The organism is Aeromonas sp. FDAARGOS 1405 (genome assembly GCF_019048265.1).
GTDB classification, from domain to species: Bacteria; Pseudomonadota; Gammaproteobacteria; order Enterobacterales; family Aeromonadaceae; genus Aeromonas; species Aeromonas veronii_A.
In genome coordinates, this window is record NZ_CP077311.1 from 3,367,860 (window position 1) to 3,385,276 (window position 17,417).

Consider the following 17,417-nt stretch of genomic DNA (forward strand, 5'->3'; position numbering starts at 1 on the left):
GAAGGGCTGTAAAGGTTCACAGCCTTCCATCATGGCAGGGAGAATCACAAGATATGGAACATCTTGCCCTGGACGCAATTCGTCCTGTGGTGCTGGTGGTTGATGATGATACCGGCACCCTCAATTTGATGAATGCACTGCTCAGTGCTCGCTATATCATCAAGCTGGCGACCACGGGTCGCAAGGCGCTGGAGATAGCCCTTGCCGACACGCCTCCTGACCTTGTGCTGCTCGATATCATGATGCCGGATCTGGATGGACATGAGGTGTGCCGTCAACTGAAAGCCGATCCAAAGACAAGCGAAATCCCGGTGATTTTTCTGACCGCCATGGCGCAGATCGAGGATGAGCGGCAGGGATTTGCACTAGGTGCCGCGGACTACATTACCAAACCCATCAGCCCGCCGATCCTGTTGGCCCGCATCGACACTCACCTGATGCTCAAGCGAGCGGCGGATCAACTGCGTGCATCTCGTCACCAGCTGGCGTGTCAGCATGCCGGGCAAGCAACGCCTCATCACGCCCTTGCACAGGGTGCCGCTTTGTTGCTGGCTACGTTTGCCGCGCAGCGTGTCCTTGATGTGCAACCTCATGTCTTTTACACCCAATCCTGCCTCAAAGCGCTGGTTAGCCAGCTGGTAAATCAGTCGCACTATCGGGATGCGTTGGCTGGGCTCGATCTCGAGCTGCTTTATCAGGCCGCTTTGCTGAGGGATGTGGGGATGTTAAGTGTTCCGGAAACCGTCCAGTGTAACTCTGCTCCACTGACTCTGTCAGAGCGTGAGCAGATCGTCCGCCATCCTGAGTGGGGAGAAGTTGCGATCGCCCGGTTGGCGGGGTGGGTTGAGGAGTCTGTCGCCTCTGAGAACCTGGGGGAAGAGTGTTGTGCTGATAACAGTACTAATAGGCTACTCACCGGGTTTGCCCTCGCCGGGATATTGGCTCGTCATCATCATGAGCGCTGGGATGGCAACGGCTATCCCGATGGTCTGGCGGGAGAAAAGATCCCGTTGGTAGCGCGCCTGATGGCTATCGTCGATGTATATGGTGCTCTGCTTAGTGAACGACCCTATCGTCCGCCTTTCTCCCGCGAGCAGGCACTGGCACTAATGATGGCTGGGAGAGGCAGCCAGTTTGATCCTCTGCTGCTGGATTGTTTTGTCGCTCTGGCGCCGACATTCCCGCCGCTTGGCGGAGTGGCTGACGGAGCATGCCATACACCATGAAATCCCGTCTTTGGTATATGGTCGCCGTGTTGTTGCTTTCCTTGATGGTGGCCAGTCTGGTCGATGCTTTCTATCTGGAACTGGAGCGGCAGGAGTATCGCCAGTCGCTGGATACCCGCATTCAGCGCGAGGGCGAGAATCTGCAGCAATTGACCCTCTCAAGCAAGGGGATGGGGGCCGTTCAACTGGCTGGCCGTCTCAACCGCGAGATCCAGCAATCGTCACTGCTTGAGCGGGGGGACCTGAGCCCCAGCGAGGCACTGCAGGTACTGGCGCAAGGGGTGAAAGCCAATCATGCCTTTGTTACCAACAAGGCAGGGGTGATCGTCCGTGACTGGGATGCGCTCGGCCGACATGTTGTTGGGCAGGATGTATCTTTTCGCTCTTACTTCAGGCAAGGGATCAGGGGGATGGAAACGGTGGATGCCGGGGTGAGCCTCAATACCGGCAAGCGGATGATCTATGTTGCTGCGCCAGTTTCTCACGATCGGGCGCAAGGAAGCGAAATTTCCGGAGTGGTGGTGGCTCGTTACGAGATGACACTGCTCGATACCTTTCTGGCAGGGTGGGGTAATACCATCGGCTTGTTGGTCTCGCCAGATGGTGTGGTGATGGCCAGCAACAAGAGTGACTGGCAAATGGCAGTGGTGGGGCCAAACTCTGTCGCAAGGCAGCAGCAGCTCTTGGCATCTCGTCAGTACGGACATTATTTTGCAGCGGATCGCCAGCCGGTGATCCTGCCTGTGCTTGATGGCAGTGAGGTGAAGATAGGGGAGGAAAGCTATCTGGTAAGCCGCCTGCCCATCGAGTGGCACGATGCCAAAGGGCAATGGACGCTGCTGTTGCTGGGTAATGCTGAGCAGGCCGTATCAGGATGGCGGCGAGCGGCCTTGTTCGGCACAGCTCTGTTGATCTGTCTGATATCTGCTCTGCTCTGGCAGGGCCGGATGTTGCGTCGCCGCAGCATTCGCGAGCGCAACGAGCAGTTTGCCTTTCAACAGGCATTGATCGATACCCTGCCACATCCTCTCTTCTATACCGACAATCAGGGTTGTTTGTTGGGCGTAAATCGCGCTTTTACCAGCGCATTTGGCAGTGTCCAGCCAGTCGAGGGCAAGCGGCTGGCTGAGCTGCCCCAGCTGGCTGTACTGGATGAGGCAGATAAGGACAGCACCATACAGAGGGTGGTTGGCAGTCAGGTCAGAACACAGCATGAAGTGCGTATGCTCTCGCAGGATGGGCGTCCTATGGACATGCTCTATTTTCTTTCGGGAATTGAACTTGCCGAGAGCGAGCGAAGCGGTGCGGTCGGCAGCCTGGTCGACATCACCCCGATCCGTGCTGCCGAGCAGGCCATGCGGGAGGCCCATGATCGGATAGCGGCGGATCGCCAGCGATTGCATGAGAGCGAACAACGGATCCACTCCATGGTGCGCAATGTGCCGGGTATGGTCTATCGCTGTTTGCCTCATCCCCCCTGGACCATGTTGTTCGTCAGCGACGAGGCGGAGAAATTGACTGGCTATCCTGCCAGCGATTTTGTCGGTGATGGTAACAGTCGCGATTTTGTTGACTTGATCCATCCCGATGATCTCGAGCTGAGCAACCGCAACACCATCGAGGCGATTGCCGGACACCGGCAATATATCAACGAGTATCGCATTTTCGATCGCTGGGGCCAGATCCGTTGGGTCTACTCCATCGGGCTCGCTACCTATGACGCAAATGGTGAGGCCGCCTGTCTGGACGGGATCATCTTCGATTTCAGCGACCGCAAGCAGGCGGAGGGCGCCATGCTTGAAGCCCGGCGGATCGCCGAAGACGCCACCCGAACCAAGAGCGAATTTTTGGCCAACATGAGCCATGAGATCCGCACGCCGATGAATGCCATCATCGGAATGGTCCATCTGGCGCTACAAACCAGCCTCTCCCACGAGCAGCATAACTATGTAAGCAAAATAGACCGTGCGGCGAACAACTTGCTGGGGATCCTCAACGACATACTTGATTTTTCCAAGATGGAGGCGGGCAAGCTGCAACTGGAGCAGGTGGATTTCCGGCTCAACGAGGTATTCGAGTGGCTAGCTGATCTGACGGCGTTTCGGGCGCGGGAAAAGGGGCTGGCGCTGCTGTTCGATTTGGCCGGTGATCTGCCTGATCGTTTGCGCGGTGATCCCCTGCGACTTGGCCAGATCCTGCTCAACCTGACCAGCAATGCTATCAAGTTTACCGAGCAGGGAGAGGTGATTGTCCGGTTGGCACGCAGTGACGAGAATGATGGTGCGATCTGGCTGCAGGGCTGTGTCCAGGATAGCGGTATCGGCATGACGGCGGAGCAGTGTCAGCGTCTCTTCCACTCCTTTGAGCAGGCTGACAGCTCGACCACCCGCAAATATGGTGGCACCGGCCTTGGTTTGGCCATCACAAACAATCTGGTGCAGCTGATGGATGGGGAGATCCGGGTGGAGAGTACCCCTGGGCAGGGCAGCGGGTTCCACTTCCGTATTCGGCTTGCGATCGTGGCGGATCAGGATAAGCAGCAAGAGCAATGTGTTGAGATGCCGCTGGCGCCACGGCGAGTGCTGTTGCTGGAGCAGCACCCTGCTTCGCGAGCAGCCATCCTTCACCAGCTGTCGGCGCAGCCGGTTGAGCTTGTCTACGCGGACGCTCCCGCAGCAGTGCTGGCACTGCTGCATCAAGGTATCGCGGCGGGTAAACCCTGTGAGCGAGTGGTGCTGGGCTGGCAGGAGGGGGAGAGCTGGTTGTCAGAGGTGTTGCAGGAGATTGCCATGCTGGCAGTGTCGCCCGCGATCTTGCTGATCACCTCTGGCGATCCTGCACTGGTTGCCAGTCATGTCGCGGTGCAGGGGCTGTCGCCGGGTGATGTACTTGCCCATCCGTTTACTCCGCAGGCATTGAGCCAGGCGCTGAGTGGCAACGCCGTCGCGGGGGAGGCGTTATCTGATACAAGCCCTCATCATCCGGTGGCGCTGCCCGGTCATGGGCTGGCGGGGGCTCGTCTGCTGCTGGTAGATGATAACGACATGAACCGGGAGGTGGCATTGGCCCTGTTGGGCAAGGAGCAGATCACGCTGGTCTGTGCCTGTGATGGGGCGCAAGCGCTCTCCCTGCTGGCGCAAGATCGCGGGTTTGACGGCATCCTGATGGATTGCCAGATGCCGGTGATGGACGGATATACCGCGACCCGGTTGATCCGCGCCGATCCGGCGCTGTCCGCGATCCCCATTATCGCCATGACTGCCAGCACCATGGCCACAGATAAAGAGAAGGCGCTGGCGGCCGGCATGAATGCTCATATCGCCAAGCCTTTGAATATGTCGCTGTTGCTGGCGACCCTTTCGCACTGGATTAAACCTGCCAGACCGCTGGGAGCCGCTAGCAACTCGCAGGTGTCAGACGATGTGACCCCTTGGCAAGATGTGCTCGGTCTTGATGTGCAACGGGGCATGACAGTAATGGGGGGGGACAGTGTGCTCTACCGAAATATGTTGCAGCGTTTCTGCCAGGGACAGCAGGGATTTGAAGCCAGTTTCCACTCAGCGTGGGCCTCGGATGACAAGGGGACGGCCCGGCGTCTGGCTCACACCCTCAAGGGCAGTGCCAGCACCATAGGCGCAACCGGTGTGGCGGCACAGGCTGCGCTGCTCGAGCGCGCCTGTGAAGAGGCGGATTACGCAGGGGTTGCAACCCGCTTGCCATCCCTGATGGCAGAGCTGATGCCGCTGTTGTCTGGGCTGGAAGCTGTGCTGGCATCGTCCCCCATGGCGGTGGTAACTTCCCGGGGTATCGATGCCGAGATGCTGGCGTTGCAACTGCGGCAGTTGAAGGCCTTGTTGGCACAGAGCGATGCCCAGGCGTTGGCGCTCTGTCAGCAGATAGAGGCTGATCTGGCTGGCAGTGAATTGCAGCTGCGGGCTGCGTTTCAAGAGGTGAGTCGGGTGGTCAACGAGTTTGAGTTCGATCAGGCGTTGCAGTTGCTGGAGCCACTGCTCGGCTGATGATTAATACATTGATCGTTTGTCATGATCATCGTCACCCCTACCCATTTCTTTTCGTTGCCATTGAACAAGAATAATTATCATCCATATCGATGAACATGGATATTTACGCTCTGGTTAATTACGCAGGGTGACGTGAAGGTAAATAGTGTGACTGTGGGCGGTAACATCTGTAACCGGATGAGCAAATATATCTCGATTTAAATATGATAACTATGTTGCCGCAGCCGTCCAACTTGCCATTTCTCTCACTGTTAATTTGAATGCAGATTCACGATGATGCGTAAACATATCAGTGAACGCGATATTTTACTCACCAGCATCCAATACAATAAAGAGTGGGGGAAGTCGTACTGATATGCATAGCCAGGCGGCATCTTTTCATTAAGCTGTGTTAAGTGTCAGGGACGCTGGGTGAGGTTATGCTGTGTGGGCTAGCAGGAGGAATCATCGCCCTGCAGTGCAGGAAAAATGCAAGCTGAAACCAAGCGACATTCAGGTAAATCGTGCCGTGCAGGCCGTGCTTGCTACCGGTGGTAGCTGGCCGAGAGACCGTTCTGGTATGGGGAGGCAAGTCAGGAGGTTGTCCCATGGATGACTGTATGGAATATGCAATGAGATGAGTAAAGATATATTCAATGGATTATTTATTGGTGGGCATCAGTATTGTTAAATAAGCGGTACAGCCAAGATTTCAGTCATGTTAATTTGGCTCGCAGCGAAAGAGAGGGAGATGCGGTGATTAATTATTTTATATCCAATTAAGTGCATAAAATTTATTAAGCAGCCAAATATCTCTTTGGGGGTAATTGATTTCGTTTGTGATGTGGCTCGCTATGGAAATAGGGGTAAGCCGGTCGAAGTTGATAGAGATCAATACTGTGATGTGGGTGAGTCCTTAGCATTTCTCCTATTAAGCATTTACCAAACAAGTGCTCACTACGGGAATAAGAAGAATGGTCGAGGATAATTTTTTATCGGCTCATGGGATTAATCGCCGTGATTTTATGAAATTGTGTGCCGGGATGGCCGCAACCCTGGGATTAAGTCAGAATGCCGTCGCCAAGATGGCCACTGCGCTCACCAGCCCCGAGCGGCCGCCGGTGATCTGGATAGGGGCGCAGGAGTGCACCGGCTGTACCGAGTCGCTGTTGCGGGCCACGCACCCCACCATCGAGAACCTGATCCTCAATACCATTTCGCTGGAGTACCACGAGGTGCTCTCGGCGGCCTTTGGTCATCAGGCGGAAGAGAACAAGCACAACGCCATCAAGCGCTATAAAGGCAAGTATGTGCTGGTGGTGGATGGTTCCATTCCGCTCAAGGATGGTGGCGTCTACTGCATGGTGGCCGGTGAGCCCATCGTCGACCATATTCGCCGTGCGGCTGCCGATGCGGCTGCCGTCATCGCCATTGGTTCCTGTGCAGCCTGGGGTGGCGTCCCTGCCAGTGGTGGCAACCCGACCGGTGCCGTCAGCCTTGAAGAGGCGCTCGGCAATATCGGCACCCCCATCATCAATATCCCGGGTTGCCCGCCCAATCCTCACAACTTCCTCACCACGGTTGCCTACTACATCACCTACGGCAAGCTGCCAGCGCTGGATAGCAAGAAACGTCCGCTGTTTGCCTATGAGCGACTGATCCACGAGAACTGCGAGCGTCGTCCGCACTTCGACGCAGGGCGTTTTGCCAAGGAGTTTGGCGATGAGGGGCACCGTCAGGGCTGGTGTCTCTACCATCTGGGCTGCAAGGGGCCGGAGACCTACGGCAACTGCTCGACCTTGGAGTTCTGCGATGTGGGCGGCGGCATCTGGCCGGTCGGCATCGGTCACCCCTGTTATGGCTGCAACGAGCAGGGGGTCGGTTTTAGCAAGGGGATCTTCCAGCTCGCCAAGGTCGAGAACCCGACTCCGAGGGTGGATAAACCAGATGTGAAGATCCAGGAGGGGGGCTATACCTCGCCCACCGCGACCGGCCTGATCGGTGGCGCCCTCGGGGTGCTGGTCGGGGTGAGTCTGATGACGGTGCGTGAACTCGGTCGCCAGCAGAAGCGCCACGAAGCCGGGCAGCACCCATCACGGGAGGAGTGACCGTGAACAGACGCAACTTCCTCAAATTTGCCTCCGTCGGCGCGCTGGCGGCGGGCACCACCGTCTCCGGCAGCGCATTGGCGGCGGCCGAGAACAAGCCGCCCATTCCCGGCGCGCTCGGCATGCTCTACGACTCTACCCTCTGCGTCGGCTGTCAGGCCTGTGTGGCTGAGTGTCAGCGCCTCAATGGCAATCCTGTCAACCCGGCAGGGGCGCAGACCTGGTCCAACAACGACAAGCTGACCCCCTACACCAACAACATCATTCAGGTGTGGAAAAGCGGCACTGGCGAGCACAAGGATCAGCTGGTGGATGGCTATGCCTACATCAAGAAGCAGTGCATGCACTGCGTCGATCCCAACTGCGTCTCTGTCTGTCCGGTGCAGGCTCTTAAAAAAGATCCCAAGACCGGCATCGTTCACTACGACCCGAGCGTCTGCACCGGTTGCCGCTACTGCATGGTGGGTTGCCCGTTCGATGTACCCAAATATGACTATGACAATCCGCTGGGGGCGATCCACAAGTGCGAGCTCTGCAACCAGAAGGGGCTTGAGCGAATTGATCAGGGCAAGTTGCCCGGCTGTGTCGAGGTGTGCCCCACCGGCGCCGTCATCTTCGGCACCCGCGAGGAGCTGATGGCCGAGGCCAAGCGCCGGTTGCTGGCGACTCCGGGCAGTGAATATGCCTATCCGCGCCAGACCCTCAAGGCCAACGACCCCTACCTGCACGAAGTGCCCAATTACCAGCCCTACGTCTATGGCGAGAAGGAGGGGGGCGGCACCCAGGTGCTGGTACTGGCCGGGGTGCCCTATACCAAGCTCGACATGCCCGACTTGCCGGAGCTCTCCTCCGGTGCCCGCTCCGAGCATATCCAGCACACCCTCTACAAGGGGATGGTGCTGCCCATGGTGGTGCTGACCGGCCTTTCGGTGCTTATCCGTCGCAACACCAAGAATGGTCACGATCACCATCATGATGATGGCCATGATCAGGGGAGTGCGCAGATCAAGGGTCAGGGCTCCACAAAGGGAGGCAAGGATCATGAGTAATCACAAGGCGTATCCCCTCGGCGGCAAGCTGGTCAGCTGGCCTGTACTGGTGCTGGCGCCGTTCGTCATCCTGTGCGGCATGTTGATCCTCAAACGTCTCATCTTCGGGCTGGGCTCGGTCACCGACTTGAATGGCGGTTATCCCTGGGGTTTGTGGATTTCGTTCGATCTCTTGATCGGTACCGGTTTCGCCTGCGGTGGCTGGGCGCTGGCCTGGGCTGTCTATGTGTTCAACCGGGGTGAGTATCACCCGCTGGTGCGACCGGCCCTGTTGGCGAGCCTGTTTGGCTACTCGCTCGGTGGTCTCTCCATCACCATCGACGTGGGGCGTTACTGGAACCTGCCGTACTTCTACCTGCCCGGTCACTTCAACACCTCATCGGTGCTGTTCGAGACGGCGGTCTGCATGACCATCTATATCGGGGTGATGGCGCTGGAGTTTGCGCCCGTGCTGCTGGAGAAGTTCGGCTGGAAGAGCTCCATGGTGCGACTCAACAAGATCATGTTTTTCATCCTGGCGCTGGGGGCCCTGCTGCCCACCATGCACCAATCCTCCATGGGCTCGTTGATGATAGTGGCGGGGGAGAAGATCCATCCGCTCTGGCAAAGCTACGAGCTGCTGCCGGTCTTTTCGCTTCTGACCGCATTCATCATGGGTTTTTCCATCGTGGTGTTTGAAGGATCCCTGGTGCAGGCCGGATTGGCGGGGCGGGGCCCCAACGAGAAGCCGCTCTTCTACAAACTGACCCAGGTGATCGACATCTTCCTGATCCTGTTTGTGGCGCTGCGCTTTGCCGAGATCGTCATCCACGACAAGTCGGAATACCTCTCCGAGCTCAATCGTTACTCCATCATGTTCTGGAGCGAGATCGCGCTGATGATCTTCCCGCTGCTGGTGTTCCACTGGGACAAGAGCCGCCGGGATTCGCGCATGTTGTTCCTGGGGGCCCTCAGCATGCTGCTGGGCGCAGCCCTCTGGCGACTGGACTACTCCCTGCTCGCCTTCAACCCCGGCAATGGCTACCACTACTTCCCCTCCGCGGAGGAGGTGCTGATCTCCTTGGGCTTTGTTGCCATCGAGGTGTGTGCCTATTTGCTGTTGATCCGGCTGCTGCCGGTACTGCCATCACTTGAACGTGTTCACCAAGATTATCAGGCCCGAGGGAAAGCCAACGTATGAGCCAACGTATCACCATAGACCCCATCACCCGCATTGAGGGGCACCTGCGTATCGACTGCGAAATCGAAGGCGGCAAAGTGACCAAGGCCTGGTCGTCCGGCACCATGTGGCGCGGCATGGAGGAGATCGTCAAGGGCAACGACCCGCGCGATGCCTGGATGATAGTGCAGCGCATCTGCGGGGTATGTACCTCTATTCACGCCATCGCTTCGGTGCGGGCGGTGGAGAACGCCATCGGCGCCAAGGTACCGGTCAACGCCCAGTACATCCGCAACCTCATCATCGCGGCCCACAACATCCACGATCACATCGTCCACTTCTACCAGCTCTCCGCGCTGGACTGGGTGGATATCACCGCGGCCCTTGAGGCCAATCCGCAAAAAGCGGCGGACATGCTCAAGGGGGTATCAACCTGGTCCCTTAACAGTGCCGACGAGCTGACCAAGGTGCAGGACAAGATCCGCGCGCTGGTGGCGAGCGGTCAGCTCGGCATCTTCGCCAACGGCTACTGGGGTCACAAGGCGATGAAGCTGAGCCCGGAGGTGAACCTCATCGCCGTGGCCCACTATCTGCAGGCACTGGAGTGCCAGCGCGATGCCAACCGTATTGTCGCCATTCTCGGCGGCAAGACCCCCCACATCCAGAATCTGGCGGTGGGCGGCGTGGCCAACCCCATCAATCTGGATGCGCCGAGCGTGCTCAACCTGGAACGACTGCTCTACGTGAAGAGCTTTATCGACCGGCTCGGCGAGTTTATCGAGCAGGTCTACAAGGTGGATGCCGCCATCATAGCCGCGCACTATCCCGAGTGGCTGACGCTGGGGCAGGGGGCCAAGCACTACCTGAGCGTGCCGGAGCTACCCACCGACGCCAACGGCGGCAGCTTCCTGATGCCGGGCGGTTATATCGAGAATGGCAATCTGGCGGGTTATCGCCCTATCGAGAGCCATCAGGATGGCTGGCTGATGGATGGCATCGCCGAGAGCAACAAGCACGCCTGGTACAAGGATGACGAGCCCCTCAAACCCTGGGATGGCAAGACCGAGCCCGATTACACCGGCTGGCAGGATGACGGCAAGTACTCCTGGGTCAAGTCCCCCACCTTCTACGGCAAGGTGGTGGAGGTGGGTCCTCTCGCAGACTTGCTGGTGAAACTGGCCGCCAAACACCCGGAGACGGTGGCGCACTTCGATCAGCTGAACGGCATCTACAAGGCGCTCACCGGCTCGGCCATCAAGACCGAGCAGCTGCACTCCACCATGGGCCGCATCATCGGCCGCGCGGTGCGCTGCTGCGTGCTCAAAGACACCCTTTCCCATCAGTGGAAGGCGCTGGTGGACAACATCGGCAAGGGGGACACCACTGCCTATATCAAGGCGGAGATCCCGGCGGACAAGGAGTTTCGCGGAGTGGGCTTTGAAGAGGCGCCGCGCGGCATGCTCTCCCACTGGATCGTCATCAAGGGCGGCAAGATCGAGAACTATCAGGCGGTGGTGCCCTCCACCTGGAACTCGGGTCCGCGCAACTTCAACGATGAACCCGGCCCCTACGAACAATCGCTGGTAGGCACCCCGGTGGCCGATCCGGCCAAACCGCTGGAGGTGGTTCGCACCGTCCATTCGTTCGACCCCTGCATGTCCTGTGCGGTGCATGTGGTGGATACCCAAAATGGCGAAACGACTCAGGTGAAGGTGTTGTGATGAACACCCTGATCCTGGGCGTGGGCAACCTGCTCTTGAGTGACGAGGCCGTCGGCGTGCGCATCGTTGAGGGGCTGGGGCGCGAATACCGTTTCGCCCCGGGCATCGAGCTGCTCGACGGCGGTACCGCCGGCATGGAGTTGCTCGAAGCGATGGCCAGTCGCGATCACATCATTCTGGTTGATGCGGTGCGCAGCGGTAATCCGCCGGGCACAGTGGTGACTCTGAAGGATGAGGAGATCCCGACCCTTTTTGGCCGCAAGATCTCCCCGCACCAACTGGGGCTGGCGGACGTGCTCTCGGCGCTGCACATGACGGGGGAGTCGCCCAAGCGGCTCACCCTGATCGGGGTCGAGCCCGAATCCCTCGAGCCCCGCATCGGCCTCACCCCTGTGGTGGCGGCTGCCATGGGGGAGGCGACGGATCGGATTTTGACCCTGCTGGCCGCCGTTGGCGCGCCCGCCATTGCACTCTCTGAGCAGGAGAAAGCTGAACAAGCGCGGGAGGGTTTATGGCGCAGTCCCATTTAAGCGAGGCTGAGAGAGTGCTGGAGATAGTACCGGAGACAGTGCAGGAGTTTGCCGGTTTTGCCAGCAATCCCGCGCCTCTGCTGGTAGCCCAGTACGAGCGGATCGCTCGCGAAGAGATGCAGGCGCTGCCCTTCTATCACGCCAGCATGCCCATAGTGGCGGAGTGCGTGCTGTTTGAAGGTCAGTGGCTTGGCTGCGTGCTCACCCCCTGGATGTTGAGCGTGGTGGTGCTGCCGGGGCCGGATCAACTCTGGCCGGTACGCAGCAACAGCGATCGGCTCGCCCTGCAGCTCCCCTGCGGCAACATGACCTTTATGGTGGGTGAATTGCCCGAAAGTGGTCAGCTGCTGTCCTGCTCCCTGATGTCGCCGCTCGATCCCCATCTCGGTGCCGGGGAGGGGCGAGCACTGGTGGGCAGCACCCTCAAGATGCTGCTCTCCTTGCCGGTGCAGCAAGGGGCTGGCGGCGTGGATCTGGGTCGCAGACGACTATTCGGTGCCCGGCGCAGTCAACCGGCATAGTCGCTAGGTTTCACGCGAAATCAAGTTTAGAATAGGGGGGGGGGGCCATTTGGCTCCTCACTCCCATGTTCAGACACGCATTCCACCGCTTTTTTGAGTGATGATCCGTGAGTGGTACAAAACAAGAAGGATCCCCATGACTGTTCCACGCAATTCCCTTAGCCATTACTGTTGCACCAGTGCTGCCGCCCTGTTGACTCTGCTGCTGGGCACCGCCTCTCACGCGGCGCTGGCCGCTGCCCAACCTGTGCCTGCCGAGCTCAAGCTCGCCATCGGCAGTGAGCCCACCGAAGGGTTTGACCCTCTGCTTGGCTGGAGCCACGGCAGCTACCTGCTGTTGCATAGCCCGCTGCTCAAGCAGAACGCCGATCTCAGCTGGCAAAATGTGCTCACCCAGTCGGTGACCCCGAACAAGGATGGCAAGGGGTGGCTCATTACCCTCAAGCCTGAACTGAAATTCTCCAACGGTGCGCCGCTCACCGCCGAAGATGTGGCCTTCACTTACAACAGCGCAGCCAAGGGCGGCGGCAAGATCGACATGGGCAACTTTGTCTCGGCCAAGGTGCTCTCGCCCACCGAGGTTGCCATCACCTTGAGTGCCCCCCAGAGCACCTTCGTCAACGTGCTGGGATCTTTGGGGATAGTGTCGAAGAAGGATTACGACGCAAAAGCGTATGCCCAAAAGCCGGTCGGTGCCGGCCCCTACCGGCTGGTGAGCTTCCTGCCCGGCCAGCAACTGGTGGTAGAGGCGAACCCCTATTACGCTGGCGGCAACAATGATTTCAAACGGCTGGTCTTTGTCTTTATCGACGAAGAGAGCGCCTATGCCGCCGCCCAGAGCAGCCAGCTTGATGTGGTGCGCATCGCCCCATCGCTTGCGCCAACCGTGCCTGCTTCCCTCAAGCTGTGGGTGCGGCCGAGTGTCGAGAACCGCGGCATCGTCTTCCCCATTCCGCCAGCGGGCGGCAAGGATACCAAGGGTTATCCCATCGGCAACGACGTGACCTCGGATGTGGCGGTGCGCCGCGCCATCAACTACGTCATCGACCGCAAGCTGCTGGCCGATCAGCTACTGGAAGGGCACGCTATCCCCGCTTACAGCGCGGTGGAAGGGTTGCCATGGCTAAACAAAGCCACCGCCTTCAAGGATGGGGATGCGGCTCACGCCAACGCCCTGCTCGATGAGGCGGGCTGGAAGATGGGCAGTGACGGCATTCGCCACAAGGGCGACCTGCGCGCCGCCTTTACCCTCTGGTACACCAGCGGTGACAGCACCCGCCGGGATCTGGCGGAAGCGGTGAGGGCCATGCTCAAGCCAATTGGCCTCGAGGTGCGCCTCAAGTCCGGCAGCTGGGAGCAGGTGGAGCGGGAGATGCACGCCAACCCGGTGCTGATGGGGTGGGGGAGTCTGGATCCCATGGAGCTTTATCACCACTACCAGAGCGGCTCCGGTGGCGTGGAGTTCTACAACCCGGGCTACTACAGCAACCCTGTGGTGGATGGCCACCTCAAGCAAGCGCTGGATGCCCCCAACTGGCAGGCGGCCGTGCCGTTCTGGCAGCAGGTGGAGTGGGATGGCAAAACCGGCGCCGGAGTGCAGGGAGATGCCGCCTGGGCCTGGCTGCTCAATGTGCAGCACACCTATCTCGCCAACCGTTGCATCGACCTTGGCAAGGGGGCGCCGGAAATCCACGGTAGCTGGTCCCTGCTCAACAACCTGCAGGATTGGCGGTGGACGTGCCGGTAAGTTCGCCCTTGAGTCATTCAGGTTATCTGTTGCTAAAAGCCCTGCTGCGTTTGGCAGGGCTGTTATGTCTGGTCTCGGTCGCCACCTTTGTGCTGCTGAGTTACTCCCCCATCGACCCCATCAAGGCCTATATCGGCAACGATCTGCTCCATGTGCCGCCGGAGCAGTACGCCCGCATCGCCGCTCGCTGGGGGCTGGATCAGCCGCTCTGGCTGCGCTACTGGCACTGGTTTACTCAGGTGCTGCGGGGGGATCTCGGTTACTCCATGCTCTATAACGCGCCTGTGGGTGAGGTAATAGGCCAGCGCTTTGCTGCCTCCTTCCTGCTGCTGGCGGGTGCCTGGCTGCTCTCCGGCTTTTTCGGCATTCTGCTTGGCCTCTGCGCCGGTCGCTATCTCAATCGCTGGCCCGATCGCCTGATTTGCCGGTTTGCCTATCTGCTCGCCTCCCTGCCCACCTTCTGGGTCGGCCTGTTGCTGCTCGCCCTGTTTGCGGTGCACTGGCCGCTACTGCCGGTCTGCTGCGCCTGGACGCCGGGGCTCGCTGCCGATGAGGCGGATTGGGCCATGCGGTTGCGTCATCTGCTGCTGCCGGTCACCACGCTCGCCCTGCTCGGGCTGGGCAATATTGCACTGCATACCCGGGGGCGGGTGGCCGAGGTGCTGGAGAGCGATTTTATTCGCTACGCCCGCGCCCAGGGGGATGGTGGCTGGCCCATGCTGCGTTTTCATGTGCTGCGCCATGCCCTGACCCCGGCCATCTGTCTGCAGTTTGCCTCGCTAGGCGAGCTGATTGGCGGATCGCTCTTGGCAGAGAAGGTCTTCTCCTACCCGGGGCTCGGCCAGGCCACCGTGGATGCGGGGCTGCGAGGGGATATCCCCTTGCTGATGGGAATCGTGCTCTTCTGCACCCTGCTGGTCTTTATTGGCAACACGGTGGCCAGTTTGCTGCTGGCCCGCATCAATCGGGGTTGGGAGGGCGAGTATGCTGTTTAATCCGCTTCCCTCCATACTGCGGCTGGGGTTTGCCCTGCTCGGATTGGCGCTGCTGGCCACTTACGGCTGGAGCCTCTCTCATCAGGATGTGCCGATGGATCTGCTGGCGCGCCAGCAGCCTCCCTCGCTGACCCACTGGTTCGGCACCGATCAGATGGGGCGGGATCTCTGGTTGCGGGCTTTTCAGGGCACCCTCACCAGTCTGGAGCTTGGCATCAGCACGGCGCTCTGCAGTGGCCTGCTGGCCATGGTGGCGGCAAGCCTTTCGCTGGTTCATCCCAGATGTGATGCGGCGGTGCGAATGGTGATCGACGCCATGCTGGCGTTGCCCCATATGCTGCTGCTGATCCTTATCTGCTTTACCGTGGGGGGCGGTATGCGCGGGGTGATCCTGGCGGTGGCGCTCACCCACTGGCCCAAGCTGGCGCTCATTCTCTGCGCCGAGGCACGGCGGATCGCCTGCAGCGACTATGTGGTGCTGGCCCGCTGTCAGGGGATGGGGGCGCTGCGTCGCTGGCGCACCCACCTGCTGCCGGGGCTGTTGCCCCAGTGGTTTATCGGCACCTTGCTGATGTTTCCCCATGCGGTGCTGCACAGCGCGGCCTTGAGCTTTCTCGGCTTTGGTCTGGCGGCCCACGAGGCCTCGCTGGGCCTGCTGCTGGCCGATGCCCTGCGTTATCTGGCCGGTGGCGGCTGGTGGCTGGCCCTCTTCCCGGGGCTGATGTTGCTGCTGTTGGTGCTGCTCTTTGATCAGGCTACCCGCGCTCTGCAACAGCTGTTGTGGCACAGGAGTGAACCATGCTGAGTTTTGATCAGGTGACCATAGAGGCGGCCCACTACTCTTGGCTGGGACGGCGCAGCTGGCAGCCATTGCTGACCGATATCAGCCTGCAACTGGCGCCGGGGGAGATAGTGGCGCTGGTGGGGGGGAGCGGCGAGGGCAAGAGCCTGCTGTTGCAAAGCGCCCTGACATTGCTGCCGGACAATCTGCGGATGCGCGGCAGCATCTCCCTCGATGGCGTGCCCCTGTGCGATGCCAGCCGGGCCCGTTTACGCGGCCACACCCTCTGCTATGTGCCGCAGGGGGTAAGCGCCCTCAATCCGCTGCTGACGGTGGAGCGCCAGCTGGGCCGTGCGGCACGTCTCTGCGGCCAGAGCGGTTCTCGCAAGCGGCTCGGCGAGCAGCTGCTGCGCTACCAGCTGCCCGCGAGTACCTTGGACAGATTCCCGCGCCAGCTCTCCGGCGGCATGGCCAAGCGTATTCTGGCCTGCACCGCAGCCCTCGGCGGTGCCCGCTACATTCTGGCAGACGAGATCACCGCTTGGCTTGACGAGGGGCTGGCCTGCCAGCTGCTCAGCCAGTTGCGTGAATTGGCCAATCAGGGCAGCGGTATCCTCTGGGTGACCCACGATCTGGCGCTGGCGGCCCGCTTCGCCGATCGCATCGTGGCGCTGCATCAGGGGCAGGTGAGCGATACCTTGAGCTGCCACCATCTGCGCCAGGGGCAGGGGAGCGAGATGCTCCGTGCCCACTGGCAGGCGCTGCCGGAATTCAACGCGCTCTTCTCTGTGCCGGAGGTTTCCTGATGTTTGAAGTAAGAAATCTCACTATCGCCCAGGGGGAACGCCCCCTCTGGCAGGGATTATCGCTGACCGTGAAAGCGGGCGAGCGACTCGGTATCTCTGCCCCGAGCGGTTATGGCAAGACCACGTTGGGGCGGGTATTGGCGGGTTGGCAACCGGTTGGGGCTGGTGGGCAGATCCTGCTGGATGGGCAGCCAGTACCTGAACAGGTAAAAGGTTATAACCCCATCCAGCTGGTGCCCCAGCACCCGGAGCTCACCTTCAATCCCTATCGCACCACCGGGCAGGCGCTCTGGGATGTATGGTGCCCCGATGAGGCCATGCTGGCCCGCTTTATGGTCAAACCTGCGTGGCTCGGTCGTAAACCTGGCCAGCTCTCCGGTGGTGAGCTGGCCCGCATCGCGCTGCTGCGCGCCCTCGATCCCCGCACCCGTCTGCTGATTGCTGATGAGGTGACTGCCCAGCTGGATCCGCAGATTCAGCGCCAACTCTGGCGGGAGTTGATGGTTGAATGCGAGCAGCGCGGGCTTGGTATGCTTGTCTTCAGTCACCAGCAGGCACTGCTGCGCCAGATCTGCCATCGGGTGCTGCGCTTTGGTGAGGTGCAGCCCGAATCTGGGGAGCTTACCGAAAGCGCGGCTTGAAGGTTAGTTCCCCCTCATCCCCAGCCCTTCTCCCGCAAGGGGAGAAGGGAGCAGAAGGTGCCATTGCGTCAGGCTAGGGTTTGGGAAACTCTGGGCGGGTTGTTATGGTCGCAGGCTATTCTGTACAGAGAG

13 protein-coding genes are annotated in these 17,417 nt (G+C 60.0%); all 13 read left to right on the forward strand.

Annotated elements, in window-relative coordinates; all coding sequences use genetic code 11:
- The first annotated feature begins 53 nt into the window (after positions 1 to 53).
- Positions 54 to 1,226: an HD domain-containing phosphohydrolase gene (locus tag I6L35_RS15525; RefSeq protein WP_216978669.1), complete on the forward strand. Its 1,173-nt coding sequence runs from the start codon at positions 54 to 56 to the stop codon at positions 1,224 to 1,226.
- Complete coding sequence (locus tag I6L35_RS15530; protein WP_216978670.1) at positions 1,223 to 5,245, forward strand: ATP-binding protein; 4,023 nt, start codon at positions 1,223 to 1,225, stop codon at positions 5,243 to 5,245. The genes I6L35_RS15525 and I6L35_RS15530 overlap by 4 nt, the downstream gene beginning before the upstream one ends.
- A gap of 956 nt (positions 5,246 to 6,201) precedes the next feature.
- Positions 6,202 to 7,335: a hydrogenase 2 small subunit gene (hybO, locus tag I6L35_RS15535; RefSeq protein WP_216978671.1), complete on the forward strand. Its 1,134-nt coding sequence runs from the start codon at positions 6,202 to 6,204 to the stop codon at positions 7,333 to 7,335.
- A gap of 2 nt (positions 7,336 to 7,337) precedes the next feature.
- Positions 7,338 to 8,384 (forward strand): hydrogenase 2 operon protein HybA, encoded by a 1,047-nt coding sequence (hybA, locus tag I6L35_RS15540; protein WP_216978672.1) that lies wholly within the window; start codon positions 7,338 to 7,340, stop codon positions 8,382 to 8,384.
- Positions 8,377 to 9,564, forward strand: a complete 1,188-nt coding sequence (gene hybB, locus I6L35_RS15545; RefSeq protein ID WP_216978673.1) for a Ni/Fe-hydrogenase cytochrome b subunit — start codon at positions 8,377 to 8,379, stop codon at positions 9,562 to 9,564. The genes hybA and hybB overlap by 8 nt, the downstream gene beginning before the upstream one ends.
- The gene (gene hybC / locus I6L35_RS15550) at positions 9,561 to 11,264 is read left to right on the forward strand and encodes a hydrogenase 2 large subunit (protein ID WP_058059088.1); all 1,704 of its coding nucleotides are present in this window, start codon (positions 9,561 to 9,563) and stop codon (positions 11,262 to 11,264) included. Before hybB ends, hybC begins: the two co-directional genes overlap by 4 nt.
- Positions 11,264 to 11,794: a HyaD/HybD family hydrogenase maturation endopeptidase gene (locus I6L35_RS15555; protein ID WP_041207560.1), complete on the forward strand. Its 531-nt coding sequence runs from the start codon at positions 11,264 to 11,266 to the stop codon at positions 11,792 to 11,794. The genes hybC and I6L35_RS15555 overlap by 1 nt, the downstream gene beginning before the upstream one ends.
- Positions 11,776 to 12,315: a hydrogenase-2 assembly chaperone gene (hybE, locus tag I6L35_RS15560; protein ID WP_216978674.1), complete on the forward strand. Its 540-nt coding sequence runs from the start codon at positions 11,776 to 11,778 to the stop codon at positions 12,313 to 12,315. Before I6L35_RS15555 ends, hybE begins: the two co-directional genes overlap by 19 nt.
- Positions 12,316 to 12,451: 136 nt before the next feature.
- Complete coding sequence (locus tag I6L35_RS15565) at positions 12,452 to 14,062, forward strand: ABC transporter substrate-binding protein (RefSeq protein WP_216978675.1); 1,611 nt, start codon at positions 12,452 to 12,454, stop codon at positions 14,060 to 14,062.
- Positions 14,047 to 15,057, forward strand: coding sequence for an ABC transporter permease (locus tag I6L35_RS15570; RefSeq protein ID WP_216978676.1), 1,011 nt, complete (start codon positions 14,047 to 14,049; stop codon positions 15,055 to 15,057). Before I6L35_RS15565 ends, I6L35_RS15570 begins: the two co-directional genes overlap by 16 nt.
- Positions 15,047 to 15,862, forward strand: coding sequence for an ABC transporter permease (locus I6L35_RS15575; protein WP_216978677.1), 816 nt, complete (start codon positions 15,047 to 15,049; stop codon positions 15,860 to 15,862). Before I6L35_RS15570 ends, I6L35_RS15575 begins: the two co-directional genes overlap by 11 nt.
- Positions 15,856 to 16,644, forward strand: a complete 789-nt coding sequence (locus I6L35_RS15580) for an ATP-binding cassette domain-containing protein (RefSeq protein WP_199416563.1) — start codon at positions 15,856 to 15,858, stop codon at positions 16,642 to 16,644. The genes I6L35_RS15575 and I6L35_RS15580 overlap by 7 nt, the downstream gene beginning before the upstream one ends.
- A complete protein-coding gene (locus tag I6L35_RS15585; protein ID WP_216978678.1) occupies positions 16,644 to 17,285 on the forward strand; it encodes an ATP-binding cassette domain-containing protein in 642 nt (213 codons plus the stop codon). The genes I6L35_RS15580 and I6L35_RS15585 overlap by 1 nt, the downstream gene beginning before the upstream one ends.
- Positions 17,286 to 17,417 lie beyond the last annotated feature (132 nt).